This window comes from Nocardioides sp., assembly GCF_047602075.1.
GTDB lineage: Bacteria > Actinomycetota > Actinomycetes > Propionibacteriales > Nocardioidaceae > Nocardioides.
Window position 1 is genome coordinate 1297144 of the sequence record NZ_JASGIF010000001.1, and the last position, 12739, is coordinate 1309882.

Sequence of the window (12739 nt, forward strand, 5' to 3'; positions counted from 1 at the left end):
CGGCAGCCAACAGGCCGCTGTGCCTGGATCCCGCGCCGGCCTCACCTGGGTGAGACCCCCCACGTCACTCCCCGCCGGCACGATCGGCGTCAGCGGGCCCGTCCCCCCACGGTCCTCGCCAAGCACCTGGCACGTGTCACCGCCGGCCGGGCCGACCGAGGGAGCGACCGGGAGCTAGGGCCTACCCTCCGGCGGCTGGCCACCCGCCGCGGTGGCATCCTGCTCGGGCAGGTACCAACCACGCTCGGGATCCCACACCGGCTGTGGGGGTGGGCTGGTCGGGGCCTCGACCGGTGGAGCCGCCGTTGCATCCTCCGGATCCCTTGCGGGGTATGCCGGGGGCATCCCACCGCCTGCGTAGGGCGACGGCATTCCGTTGGCGGCGTACGTCGGCGACATGGCGCCAGCCGGAATAGTCTTGCGACGCCGAGCCAGCAGCCAGGTCCCGCCACCGCCCAACAACACCACCAGCAGACCAGCGGCGACCAGGCCGACCAACAGGGCGACATTCGTCGACTTCGGCTCCGGAGTCTTGTCCCGACCCTCGTCGATCGCCGTCTTGGAGTCGGTGATGAACTTCTTCGCGAACGGGTGCGCCGGATAGAGCACCTCCACCTTCTCGAACAACGGCACCGCGGCGCTGTAGTGCTCCTGGTAGAACTCGTCGATGGCCTTGGAATAGGCCGCGGTGGTGTCACTCTCCTCGGGAGTCACCCCGTTGCGCTCGAGCATGTCCTTGATCTCACTGGCCGGGATCACGAAGTTCTGTCCCTGCGCGGCCACGCCGTCGCTGCCGATCGCGCTGGCGACGAGAACGCCGACCGAAGATCCGTTGTCGGTCAGCACCGGGCCACCGGAGTTGCCCGGACTGGCTGGAGCCTGGGTCTGGATCACCGGCATTCCGCCCCGGGTGCTCTTCACGGCCGTCACCGGCCCCTCGGTCACCGTCGGCTGCACCTGCGCGTCACGCGACAGCCCGGGTGAGAACGTCGAAGCGGCTGGAAAGCCCACCACGTGCACGATCGAGCCGGGCGAGACGTCGTCGTTGTTGCCGACCGCGATCGTCGGCAGATGATCTTGACCGTCGATCTTGAGCAGAGCGACGTCGTTGCCCGGGTAGGGCTTGCCCCGGTCGACCACTTCGGCGGCCACCGACTTCTGATCCTTGCCGAGGCCGTCGAAGCCGAGCGCCAACTCCGCAGACACCGACACCCGAAGGCGGTTCACGCTCATGTGCGCCGCCAACCAACCGAGGATCGCGGTCCGCAGGCGATCCACCTGGTCGTTGGTGAGCGTGGTGCCGCTCCGTTGCAGGCCGCGGACGAACTGCTGGCCGAGCTTGTCGAGGCTGGTGACGGCGAACTCGCGGCGGAGTTGGGCATCGGGAGTGTGCACCACATGCGCGGCCGTGATCATGTAGCCGTCCGGGGTGATCACCCACCCGGTACCCACCCCGGTCAGGCTGTTGCGCCGGCTGTAGGTCTGCGCGCCGGGAAGGAAGTAGGTGCTCGGCGACTTCACGACCGCGTCCACGATCTCCTCGGTGATCGCCTCCTCGGTCGTGTCGATGGCGCCGCTGAGCGCCTGCTGCGCCAGCCGCTGAGCGAGCGTGTTGATCGCAGCCTGGTTGATCACCGGCACACGGACCGTCACGGTCGCGGTATAGGTCGTCGCGATCAGCTGGACGCCGGGATAGGACTTCGCGGCCAAAATGGTGGCGCCGCTCGGCGTCGCCGCTGACGACGGGCTCGAAGAGCTGTCCTCCGCCTGCGCCGGCGCGATCACAGTCGTCAGGAGGAAGGAGGTGACCAGCGCGCCGAGCAGGAGTCGCACGCGGGAGGTGAGTCGAGGCATGGGTCGGCCCCTTTCGTGCTGATGTCGTCCCGCCGCCTGACGGCGGCGGTACGACGTGAGTGCCGCTCGGCCCGGGATCGTCGTCGATCAAGGGTCGACCGGTCCTCATGGCCAGGTACGCCCACGAATCTCGCAGTCGGCCGCTAACGCGCCACTAACAGCGCAACGTCATCCGTCGCTACGACGGCTCGCGCTCCGGGACGAGCAACGCCAACCGCGAGCGGAGTGTCTCCGCCCGGGGGTGGCCGATCTCGTCGAAGAGCGCCAGCGCCACCACCCAGGCCTCGTGCGCCTCGGTCAGGTGGCCGGCCGCGTGGTGGGCCTCACCGAGATGGGTCAGGCCGACCGCCTGGTTGTAGAACTGGCCGAGCGACCGCGAGACCGCCGCCGCCTCGGCGAAGGAGTCGATCGCGCGGGGCAGGTCGCCGAGACCGACGTAGGCGCGACCCATGCTGTCCAGGGCGAAGGACTGACCGGGCAGGTCACCGTCCTCGCGATAGAGCGCCAGGGCCTCTTGGCAGCGCACCAAGGCGTCGTCGTAGTCGCCGACGAGCGCGTGCATCCATCCGAGGTTGTTGAGGGAGACCGCCTCGCCGCTGCGGTCACCGATCCGGCGATAGAGCTCAAGCGCCTCACGGGTGGGCCGGAGGCCCTCCCTCGGCCTACCCTGCATCTCCATCGTCCGACCCACCGTGCACAGCGCGTCGCTCTCCCCCATCTGGTCTCCGACCGCGATGTAGAGCTCGAGGGCACGGTCGAGCTCGTCCCGCGACTCCGCCCATCGTCCGAGACCCGCGTAGGCATCGCCGAGACCGTGGCGCGCATCGGCCTCACCGGCTCGATCCGCGACGCGCAGGCAGGCTGTGAGGGCGCGCTCGTGCAATTGCGCGATGTCTGCCCAGGCACATCGGTCCCACAGATAGCCGCTCACCGCGCGTGCCAGCCGCCACGGATGACCCTCGATCCCCGGCGTCGCGGCGACCAGGTCGACCACCTTCCCGAGCGCTGGCAGCTCGGCCTGCAACCAGGCGGAGCCCTCTTCGGGACCGGCGAACCTCTCCGGCTCGACTCCGTCGACGACCTGGTCGAGGGCGAACGGCAGCGGCGTGTGGAAGAGCGTCCGGGTGGCGGCATAGGCCGAGTGCAGATAGTGGTCGGCGAGGCGGCGTACGACGTCGAGCCGCTCGGCCGGCGCCAGCGACGCCTCGAACAGCTCGCGGGCGTGATCGCGCACCAGGTCGTGCATCGCGAACCGACCCGGCTCCCGCTCGGCGACGAGGTGCGCCCGCGCGAGCTCCTCCAGAGTCGCACGCGCCTCCCGTGGCTGGATCCCGGCCAGGCTGGCCAGCACGAGTACGCCGATCTCCGGGCCGGGGTGCAGACCCACCAAGGCAAGCGATCGGGCAGCGCGGATGCTGAGCGCGTCGACCGACCAGGAGAGCACGGCGCGCAGGTCGGTGCTGGCGTCGCCGAGGTTGAGCACGTCGAGCGACGAGCTCTCCCGCAACTGGGCGGCGAGCGCAGCCAGCGACAGGTCGGTCCGTGCCGCGACCCGGGCAGCCACCAAGGCCAGTGCGAGTGGCAGCCCGCCGCAGTGGCGCAGGATCTCGGCGACCGCCTCGGGCTCGGCGGCCAGCCGGGCCTGCCCCAGCCGCTCCGCGAGCAACTCCTCGGCGTCCTCGATCGACAGCAGCTCGAGCGAGACCAGGCGAGCGCCGTGGGTGACGGCGAGCGAGGACAGGTCGCGCCGGCTTGTCACCAGAGCGAAGCTGCCCGGGCCAGTGGGAAGCAGCGAGCGCACCTGCCCTGCTTCGCGTGCGTTGTCCAACACGACGAGCAGCCGCCGGTCGGCCAGCAGGCTCCGGTAGAGATCAGCCGCTGCCTCGACGTCGATCGGGATCTCGTCGGCGGCCACCCCCAACGCGCCGAGGAACCGGCGCAGCACCTGTTCGGTGGTCAGCGGTGTGCCGTCCTGGTCGAAGCCGCGCAGGTTGACCCAGAGCTGACCGTCGGGGAACGCCTTGGCGACCCGCTGTGCCCATTGCGCGGCCACGGTGGTCTTGCCGACGCCGGCCGGTCCGGACACCACACTGACCAGCGGATCCCCGGCCGCCGCGTCGGCAAGGACGCCGTCGAGCAACGACAGTTCAGCCTCCCGGCCGACGACCCGAGTGCGCACTGCCGGCAGCTGCGCTGGTCTCACCACCGGCAGCGCCCGACCGGACCCGGTCTGCGCGTCGTCGAGTCGGAGCACCTCCGCGTGCGCCTTGCTCAGCACCGGCCCCGGCTCGACACCCAGCTCGGCGACCAGCAGCTGACGGGCAGCGAGATACTGCTCCAGCGCCTCGGCGGTGCGGCCGGCCGCCTGGAGGGCGAGCATCAGCCGGGCGCGCACGCTCTCGCGGAGGGGCCAGGCCTCGGCAAGTGGCGCGAGCCGCTCCAGAGCGCGCTCGGGCCGTCCCGCTGCCCGCTCGAGGTCGGCCCACTCCTCGATGGCAACGACACGCTGCTCGACCAGCTGGTCGACCAGGCCGGTCAACCAACCGGCATTGACCAGGTCGGGCACCGGCTCACCACGCCAGAGCCCCAGCGCCGCGTCGTACGACGTCAAGGCGGCGGCCGCCTCTCCGCTCTCGACCTCCCGCCGCGCATCGACCAGCAGGCGGCCGAAGCGGATCGCATCCACGGCATCGGGGTCGACGTCGAGCTGATAGCCCTCCGGGCCGGTGTGGATCAGCTCGCCCGCTCCAGCTGCGGCCAACAGTGTGCGCAGCCTGCGTATGGTGTTGTGCAGCGAGGTCCGCGCGGTGTTCGGGATCCGCTCTGGCCACAGGGTGTCGCAGAGCGTGTCTGCCGTCACCGGCGCACCTCCGGCCAGCGCCAGCGCGACCAAGACCACCCGCTGCTGCGCCGCCGTCACCGTGATCGGAGTGACTCCGACGCGCACCTCGAGCGCCCCGAGCAGCCGCACCTCGGCTCTCGGCGTCGCCTCTCCCGTCTCACCCGCCATCGACACGAACCTAACGAGTCTGTTCGGGCTCCGGCTCGGGGTCTCAGCGCAGTGCCCCCGGGGGCCGGCTCAGGGTGGGTGACCTGGAGGATGCCCAGGCACATCTCGTCGGTGGTGCCGTTGCCCCAGACGACGTAGCGGTCCGGCTGACCGGAGAAGGCGGGCAGCTTGTCCCGCAGCCATTGGACGTGCCGACAGGTGACTCGGACCGTGTCGGCAGGTGTCAAGTGGACGGGCTTGATCGGCTTGGCGCCTTGGTTGTCGAAGTCCTACAGTGGGATCGACAACACGGTGCGGGCGCGCGGGGTGTCGGGGTTGACCTCGATGGCGATCGAGCGACCCAGCATGTGCCCGGCGACGGCACGGATCGTGGTGGGCTGGGTGGTGGAGTGCCAGCGCGGCAGCACCGGCAGCGCTGCACCACGATCTCACCGACGTGGATCTCAGCCACGTGGATCTCACCCGGGCGGCCAGGTCATCGGGCGCCCGCCGAGCAGGTGCAGGTGAGTGTGGAAGACGGTCTGGCCGGCGCCGACGCCGGTGTTGAAGACGAGCCGGTAGTCCCCGCCCAGGCCGTCGGTCTCGGCGACCGTCTGCGCAGCCGTGACGAGGTCGGCAACCGTGGTGGGTGAGGCGCTGGCCAGCGCGGCCGCATCGGGCTGATGCTCGCGTGGCACCACCAGCACATGCGTCGGAGCCTGCGGCGCCACATCTCGGAAGGCCACCACCGACGGCGTCTGGTGAACGATCTCGGCCGGGATGTCACCGGTGACGATCTTGCAGAAGAGGCAGTCAGGGTCGGGCGCGCTCATCTCACCAGGGTAGGGCTCCAAATCTCTCGATCACATCCCGGCGTTGCTCCTCGATCTCTTGAGAACACTGCTCATCGGCACGACCGTGCTCGGGGCTGGCCGCCCCTCGGACATCTGGTGTGCCTGGCGCGTCAACCTCCGGTGGATGGTGCGCGTCCAACTAGCGTGATGACCCGTGCGGCGATCCTGGAGACACCAGTGACCCGGCGCGCTCGCGGCTGGGATGCCGACGAGGCGCTGGAGCAGCTGTACGCCGCCCATTGGCGCTCGCTCGTCCGGCTCGCCGTCCTCCTGCTGCATGATCAGGCGGCCGCCGAGGAGGTGGTCCAGGACTCCTTCATCGCCGTCCATGGCCGGTGGGGCCAGTTGCGTGACCCGGACCGGGCTTTGGCCTACCTGCGCCAGACGGTGGTCAACCGGGCCAGGTCGGCGCTGCGTCGTCGTACCGTCGCCGATCGATACCTCACGGCTCAGCGGCAGGTGGTCGCCTCGGAGCAGGCCGGCACACACCTGCCGGACGACCATGCCCGTCGCGACCTGGTGCTGTCGGCGCTCCGCGAACTGCCCGACCGACAGCGAGAGGTGATCGCGCTGCGCTACTACCTCGACCTGAGCGAGGCCCAGATCGCGGACACCCTCGGCATCTCGTGCGGCGCGGTCAAGAGCCACGCGTCGCGTGGCGTCGCGGCACTGCGCGAGCAACTGGCCGAGGTGTGGGAGGAACAGCCATGAACGATCCCCGCGACCCGCGGCTGCGGGCGCTGATCGACGACGCCGCCGCCGACATCGAACCGCACGACCGTCTCCACCAGATCCGCACTCACCCGAAGGTGTCCACCATGTCCAACCGTCGCCCCTGGCTCCTCACCGCCGGCGCTGCCGCTGTGGCCGCAGCCGCCGTCGTCGTCGCCGTGGCCGTCGTCACGCAACGCGACTCCGACCCCGACGGGTCTGGTCCCGTCGCGTCTGCCGGCTCTCCGTCTCAGACGGCCGACTCACCGAGCCCGTCGGAGACCTCCAGCGCGCCGTCGACCGACCAGGTGGCCGTGCCGGTCTACTACGTCGGCGACACCGCGATGGGTGACCGGCTGTTCCGCGAGTTCCACCGGGTCGACGCTGGCACGCGACTGCTCGCAGCCGCTCAACTGGCGACCGACGGCCCTCCGCAGGATCCCGACTACCGCACTCTGTGGCCTTCTGGCGCGGTCGCTGCGGTGAGCTTCGACGGGGTTGGCGCGACGGGGTCGTTCTCGGTCGAGCTGGCCGACTCCTCGTTGGAGCAGCGTCCAGCCGGAATGTCTTCCGCGGAGGCCAAGCTGGCCGTGCAGGGGCTGGTGTTCACCCTGCAGGGCACCGGGAAGGTCCGGGCGCCGCTCACGGCGTACTTCGACGGCGAGGTGGTCCCGCTGCTAGGCATCGACACTGCCAAGGGAGTGCAGCACAACCCCGACCTGCTGTCTCTGGTCAACATCACCCAGCCCGAGGAGGGACAACAGGTCACCGGATCGACGTTGAAGGTCGAGGGCGTCGCGAACTCGTTCGAGGCCACCGTGCCTTGGGAGATCCAGGACGCTGGCGGGAAGGTCGTGCTCAAGGGGTTCGTGACCGCGGAGGGCTGGATGGACAAGCTCTACCCGTGGAGCGACCAGATCGACATCTCCTCGCTGTCCCCCGGCACCTACACCTTCATCGCCCGCACCGACGACCCGTCGGACGGCGAGGGCGCCGGCCCGTTCGAGGACACCCGCAGCTTCACGGTGGGGTGAGGCCCGCCTGCTTCTGGCGCAGGTGTGCGGCTCGGGCGGTGCCCCCAAGATTCGTTGCCGGGTTGCTGGTCGTCGGTGGTCGCGACCGACAGTGCGGCGACCGGAGAAGGCAGTCGGTGGTTCCGGTTGGGTGACCGGGTCGCTGGTGTCCTGCGGTCATCGGTCTGCCGCTGTGTTCTTGCGTCTCCTGCGGTCTTGTGGTGGCAAAGTGGCCCGTATACCGGGTCCTCAGCCACCACAGCACCGCGGGAGACGGGGCAGCAGGCCCCACCGACGACCAGCAACCCGGCCGACGACCTCAAACGTCGGCGGTGCTCACCCGGCGTCGTCGGCCCGTGGGGCAAGCACGCCAGACAGGCGAGTGCCGACGAGCCTCACGACCTCCAGCGCGGGGTCCGGGAGAGCAGGGCAGCACAGGCTGCGACGCCCGCTGTCGAGGTGCGCAGCACCTCCCGGCCGAGCCGGACCGACCTCGCGCCATGGCCGGCGAGCTCCTCGATCTCGCCCTCGGTGAGACCGCCCTCGGGACCGACGACCAGCACGATCCGCTGCGCGTCGGTGAGGTCCAGGTCGGCGAGAGCCTCATCGGCGGACTCATGGAGCACGACGGCGAGATCTGCTGCTTCAACGACCTGCGCCGCACCGGAGGTGGTGACCGGCTCGAGCACCTCGGGGAACCAGCAGCGGCGAGCCTGCTTGGCCGCCTCCCTGACGGTGGAGCGCCACCGTGCCAGAGCCTTCTCACGGCGCTCCGCGCGCCAGACCGTCACACTCCGCGATGCCGCCCAGGGCACGATCACGTCGACACCGATCTCGGTCAGCACCTCGACGGCGAGCTCGCCGCGCTCCCCCTTCGGGATGGCCTGCACCACCGTGAGCGTCGGAGTTGGACGCTCCTCGTGCTGGACCGAGCCGACCTGCACCTCGAGCAGGCGGCGATCAGCGGTCGCCACGGCGCCGGTGGCCCGGGTCCCACGGCCATCGGTGAGCTGGACCTGCTCGCCAGGCCGCAGTCGTCGCACGGCGACGGCGTGGTGGGCCTCAGCGCCCGTCACGTCGACGACGTCGCCGACGCGCACGTCGACCAGCGAGTCGACCAGGTGGACCGGCAGCGACATCGCTGTCAGACGTTGAAGGCGTCGCGGAAGCGGCTGAAGACCGACTTGTGGCTCGCCTTCACCGCACCGTCGGGAGACTCCTCGTCGCGGATCGCCGCCAGCTCGCGCAGCAGCTCCTCTTGACGTGGGTCGAGCTTGGTCGGGGTGTCCACCAGGACCGTCACCACCAGGTTGCCGCGTCCACCACGCAGCCCCGGGACGCCCCGGCCGCGGAGGACCTGTTCGGCGCCCGACTGGGTGCCCGGGACGATCTGCAGATCCACCGAGCGCTCGGCCTCCTCGACGGCGTCGCCTAGGTCCGCCTCCAGCGTCGGCAGCGGAATCACCGTGCCCAGCGCGGCCGCGGTCATCGGGATCGTGACCGTGCAGTGCAGGTCGGCGCCGTCTCGGGTGAAGGTGGGGTGCGGGTGGACGTGCACCTCGACGTACAGATCCCCTGGTGGCCCGCCACCAGGGCCGACCTCACCCTGACCGGCGAGTTGCACACGGGTGCCAGTGTCGACGCCGGCCGGGATCTTGACCTTCAGCGAGGTGCGCGAGCGGACCCGACCGTCTCCGGAGCACTCCCGGCACGGGTCGGGGATCACGGTGCCGTAGCCACGGCAGGCCGGACAGGGTCGCAGCGTGCGGATCTCGCCGAGCAGCGAGCGCTGCACATGGGCGACCTCGCCGCTCCCCCGGCAGGTCTCGCAGGGCACCGGGCTGCTGCCGGGAGCGGCCCCGCCACCATGGCAGGCGGGGCAGACGACCGCGGTGTCGACCTTGAGCTTCTCGGGTCACCCCGAACGCCGCTTCGGCCAGATCCACGTCGAGTCGGATCAGCGCATCCTGCCCACGGCGCACTCGTGGTCTCGGGCCGCGGCTCTGAGCCGCACCGCCGCCGAAGAAGGCGTCCATGATGTCGGTGAACGAGAAGCCGGCGCCCTGGCCGCCGAAGCCGCCGGCGCCGAACACATCGCCGCCTCGGTCGTACGCCGCCCGCTTCTGCGGGTCGGACAGCACCTCGTAGGCCTGGGTCACCTGCTTGAACTGCTCCTGCGTCTCCGGATCCGGATTGACGTCGGGGTGCAGCTGCCTGGCCAGGCGTCGATAGGCCTTCTTGATCGTGTCGGGGTCCGCGTCGCGGGCGACCCCGAGCAGTTCGTACAGGTCCTGACTCACCTACTGGTCCTTCGTCATCTCTTGAAGTCTCACGCTTCGTCCAGGATCCGCGAGACGTAGCGCGCCACGGCGCGCACCGCGGCCATCGTGGTCGGATAGTCCATCCGGGTCGGGCCGACGATGCCTAGGGTGGCCAGAGTCTGGTCGCCGGGGCCATAGCCGGTTGCGACGACACTGGTCGACGCGAGCTCCTCCACCGGGCCCTCGTGGCCGATCCGCACGGTGACCGCACCTCCGGTGGTGGCCTCGCCCAGCAGTCGCAGGAGCACGACATGCTCCTCGAGCGCCTCCAGCAGTGGGCGGACCGCGGTGTCGAAGCTGTCGCCGAAGCGCGCCAGGTTAGCTGCCCCGCCCACGGCGACCCGTTCGTCGGAGCGGTGGTCGGAGATCGCCTCCACCATGGCAGCGGCGACCTCGGCGGCCACCTGGGCATCGGCCCGCCCCGATGCGGCCGCAGCGTCGACGAGGCTCTGCAGATTGCTGGCCGAGTCGGCGATGGACTGCCCGATCGTCGCGTGCCCGATGCGCTGACGCAGGTCGGCCAGCTGCTCCTCGGTGAGCGCCACCTGCATCTCGACCAGACGCTGCTCGACCCGGCCGGTGCTCAAGATGATCACCAGGAGCAGCCGGATCTCCGACAGTGCGATCAGGTCGAGATGGCGGATGGTCGAGCGGGAAAGCACGGGATACTGCACGACGGCGACCTGGCGAGTGAGCTGGGCCAGCAGCCGCACCGAGCGATGGACCACGTCATCGAGGTCCATCGCGCCGTCCAGGAACGTCGCGATCGCCCGCTTCTCCGCCGCACTCATCGGCTTGACGGTCGTCAACCGGTCGACGAACAGCCGATAGCCCTTGTCAGTGGGGACCCGGCCGGCGCTGGTGTGAGGTTGGGCGATGTAGCCCTCTTCCTCGAGCACCGCCATGTCGTTGCGGACGGTGGCCGGGGAGACCCCGAGCCGGTGCCGCTCGACCAGCGCCTTGGAGCCCACCGGCTCCTCCGTGGCGACGTAGTCCTCCACGATGGCGCGCAGCACGTCGAGTCGTCGATCCTCGACCATGCCGCGCCTCCTCTTCTCGCCGGCGACTGCCTCGTCCAATGGTGACAACGCTGGTCATCACGGTCGTCTTGGCACTCGGCAGTCGCGAGTGCCAAGTCTACAGGCCACGCGGTCCACCGCAGAGCCACCGCGTCTCGCGGCGTCGTACCCTCAGGGGTCATGGCTGGCAGCTCCCACAGCTTCATCGAGGTCGCCGATCGAATCTGGGTCGCGCGCTACGAGTGGTTCGACGTCAACGTGACGCTGGTGGGCGGATCGACCGGACTGGCCGTGGTCGACACGCACAGCTCCACGCGAGCGGCGGGCGAGGTGATCGACGACATCCGCCGCCTCGGCGTCGGCCCGGTCACGACCGTGGTCAACACCCACGACCACTTCGACCACGTCTTCGGCAACGATGCGTTCCGCACGGCGTACGGCGACCTGCCGATCCATGCCCACGAGGTCGCCGCGGAGGCCACACCGGAGACCGGGCTCGCGGTCCAACGACGCTACGAGGCCGACCCGGACGACCCGCACCGCGACGAGATCTTGGAGACCCGGATCGTGCCCGCCGACGTCACCTTCTCCTCGGCCCGGGTGCTCGACCTCGGCGACCGACGGGTGGAGCTGTTGCACCCCGGACGGGGTCACACGGGCGGCGATCTGGTCGTGTCGGTCCCGGACGCCGACGTGCTGCTGGCCGGTGACCTGGTCGAGGAGTCGGGCGCACCGATGTATGGCGAGGACAGCTTCCCGCTCGACTGGCCGGCCACCCTGGACAACCTGCTCGGCATGACGACCGCCGACTCCGTGATCGTTCCCGGCCACGGTGCACCCGTCGATCGCAACTTCGTCGAGCAGCAGCGACTCGACGTCGGCCAGGTCGCCTTCACCATCGAGGAGCTCGCCGGTCACGGCGTCTCTGTCAACGAGGCCCTGGCCGCGGGTGAGTGGCCGTTCCCCGCCACTGGGCTGACCGATGCCGTCCGCCGTGGCTACGCCCACCTCCCGGCCAACGCTCGCCGCCTCCCGCTCGCCTGAACCGTCACGCGCCTCGGCGCGCCATCGGACAGCAGGCACCGGCGCCGCCTACCGTGGCTGGCGATGTCCACCCATGCCCACGACCGTTACGGCAGCGACGTGCTGGCCACCGACTGGCGCGCGCCCCGACGCGGGCGGGCCGTGGAGCGTCCGGTCGAGCTCGGCATGGTGGTCGAGGAGGTGACCACGGACTGGTGCGGCGAGGTGGTGGCCGTCGACAGCGACCTGCGCACGGTGACCTTGGAGGATCGGCGCGGCAAGCGACGCAGCTTCCCCCTCGGCCCCGGCTTCCTCCTCGAAGGCCGTCCGACCATCCTGACCCGCCCGGTCTCGACACTGACCGCTCCCCGCCCGCCGACCCGCACCGCATCCGGCTCGGTCGCGGTGCCCGACGCACACGCACGGGTGGCCCGGGCCAGCCGGATCTTCGTGGAGGGGCGACACGACGCCGAGCTGATCGAGAAGGTGTGGGGCGACGACCTGCGCATCGAGGGGGTGGTGGTCGAGCTGCTCGGCGGCGCCGACGACCTGGTCGGAGCGCTGACGGAGTTCGGCCCCGCACCCGGGCGTCGGGTCGGCGTGCTGCTCGACCACCTGGTCGAGGGCAGCAAGGAGACCCGGATCGCGGCGGCGGTGACCACGTCGTCGTACGCCGCACACGTGCGCGTCGTCGGCCATCCCTTCGTCGACATCTGGCAGGCGGTGCGACCCGAGCGTCTCGGGCTGGCGGTCTGGCCGAGCGTGCCGCGCACCGAGGACTGGAAGAAGGGCATCTGCCGCCACCTCGGCTGGCCGCACGAGGAGCAGGCGGACCTCGCCCGCGCCTGGCAGCACATCTTGTCCAGGGTCGGATCGTGGCACGACCTTGAGCCCGCACTCCTGGGCCGGGTCGAAGAGCTGATCGACTTCGTGACGACGACCTGATCACCGACAC

At 70.5% G+C, this 12739-nt stretch carries 10 protein-coding genes and 1 pseudogene; 4 read left to right on the forward strand and 7 right to left on the reverse strand.

What is annotated here, in order from left to right:
• Positions 1-174: 174 nt before the first annotated feature.
• The 4 genes from QM714_RS06605 to QM714_RS06620 form a co-directional block, all read right to left on the reverse strand.
• Positions 175-1854, reverse strand: a complete 1680-nt coding sequence (locus tag QM714_RS06605; RefSeq protein ID WP_415098770.1) for a trypsin-like peptidase domain-containing protein — start codon at positions 1852-1854, stop codon at positions 175-177.
• Between the two features lie 178 nt (positions 1855-2032).
• Positions 2033-4864: a tetratricopeptide repeat protein gene (locus QM714_RS06610; RefSeq protein ID WP_415098772.1), complete on the reverse strand. Its 2832-nt coding sequence runs from the start codon at positions 4862-4864 to the stop codon at positions 2033-2035.
• 269 nt (positions 4865-5133) lie between these two features.
• Positions 5134-5271: a hypothetical protein gene (locus QM714_RS06615; RefSeq protein WP_415098774.1), complete on the reverse strand. Its 138-nt coding sequence runs from the start codon at positions 5269-5271 to the stop codon at positions 5134-5136.
• A gap of 51 nt (positions 5272-5322) precedes the next feature.
• Positions 5323-5676: a histidine triad nucleotide-binding protein gene (locus QM714_RS06620; protein WP_415098776.1), complete on the reverse strand. Its 354-nt coding sequence runs from the start codon at positions 5674-5676 to the stop codon at positions 5323-5325.
• A gap of 168 nt (positions 5677-5844) precedes the next feature.
• Here QM714_RS06620 and QM714_RS06625 point away from each other — a divergent pair, with 168 nt between their 5' ends.
• Both QM714_RS06625 and QM714_RS06630 read left to right on the forward strand, forming a co-directional pair.
• Positions 5845-6408, forward strand: a complete 564-nt coding sequence (locus QM714_RS06625; RefSeq protein ID WP_415098778.1) for a SigE family RNA polymerase sigma factor — start codon at positions 5845-5847, stop codon at positions 6406-6408.
• Positions 6405-7442: a Gmad2 immunoglobulin-like domain-containing protein gene (locus QM714_RS06630; RefSeq protein ID WP_415098780.1), complete on the forward strand. Its 1038-nt coding sequence runs from the start codon at positions 6405-6407 to the stop codon at positions 7440-7442. Before QM714_RS06625 ends, QM714_RS06630 begins: the two co-directional genes overlap by 4 nt.
• Positions 7443-7816: 374 nt before the next feature.
• Here the strand turns inward: QM714_RS06630 and QM714_RS06635 are convergent, their stop codons facing one another.
• From QM714_RS06635 to hrcA, 3 genes and pseudogenes are all read right to left on the reverse strand, one after another.
• Positions 7817-8560: a 16S rRNA (uracil(1498)-N(3))-methyltransferase gene (locus QM714_RS06635; RefSeq protein ID WP_415098782.1), complete on the reverse strand. Its 744-nt coding sequence runs from the start codon at positions 8558-8560 to the stop codon at positions 7817-7819.
• 5 nt (positions 8561-8565) lie between these two features.
• Positions 8566-9721 (reverse strand): annotated as a pseudogene (gene dnaJ, locus QM714_RS06640) (molecular chaperone DnaJ).
• 29 nt (positions 9722-9750) lie between these two features.
• Positions 9751-10782, reverse strand: coding sequence for a heat-inducible transcriptional repressor HrcA (hrcA, locus tag QM714_RS06645; protein ID WP_415098784.1), 1032 nt, complete (start codon positions 10780-10782; stop codon positions 9751-9753).
• A gap of 159 nt (positions 10783-10941) precedes the next feature.
• Between hrcA and QM714_RS06650 the strand changes: the two genes are divergently transcribed.
• Together QM714_RS06650 and QM714_RS06655 are read left to right on the forward strand one after the other, a co-directional pair.
• Entirely contained in the window at positions 10942-11805 is an 864-nt protein-coding gene (locus QM714_RS06650; RefSeq protein ID WP_415098786.1) for an MBL fold metallo-hydrolase, read from the forward strand.
• Between the two features lie 63 nt (positions 11806-11868).
• Entirely contained in the window at positions 11869-12729 is an 861-nt protein-coding gene (locus QM714_RS06655; protein ID WP_415098788.1) for a DUF3097 domain-containing protein, read from the forward strand.
• The last annotated feature ends 10 nt before the right edge of the window (positions 12730-12739 follow it).

Excerpts from the sequence above, each read along its gene's own strand:
- QM714_RS06620 (WP_415098776.1), bottom strand. The coding sequence starts at position 5,676 with ATGAGCGCGCCCGACCCTGACTGCCTCTTCTGCAAGATCGTCACCGGT.
- QM714_RS06650 (WP_415098786.1), top strand. The coding sequence starts at position 10,942 with ATGGCTGGCAGCTCCCACAGCTTCATCGAGGTCGCCGATCGAATCTGG.
- QM714_RS06605 (WP_415098770.1), bottom strand. The coding sequence starts at position 1,854 with ATGCCTCGACTCACCTCCCGCGTGCGACTCCTGCTCGGCGCGCTGGTC.
- hrcA (WP_415098784.1), bottom strand. The coding sequence starts at position 10,782 with ATGGTCGAGGATCGACGACTCGACGTGCTGCGCGCCATCGTGGAGGAC.
- QM714_RS06655 (WP_415098788.1), top strand. The coding sequence starts at position 11,869 with ATGTCCACCCATGCCCACGACCGTTACGGCAGCGACGTGCTGGCCACC.
- QM714_RS06635 (WP_415098782.1), bottom strand. The coding sequence starts at position 8,560 with ATGTCGCTGCCGGTCCACCTGGTCGACTCGCTGGTCGACGTGCGCGTC.
- QM714_RS06610 (WP_415098772.1), bottom strand. The coding sequence starts at position 4,864 with ATGGCGGGTGAGACGGGAGAGGCGACGCCGAGAGCCGAGGTGCGGCTG.
- QM714_RS06625 (WP_415098778.1), top strand. The coding sequence starts at position 5,845 with ATGACCCGTGCGGCGATCCTGGAGACACCAGTGACCCGGCGCGCTCGC.
- QM714_RS06630 (WP_415098780.1), top strand. The coding sequence starts at position 6,405 with ATGAACGATCCCCGCGACCCGCGGCTGCGGGCGCTGATCGACGACGCC.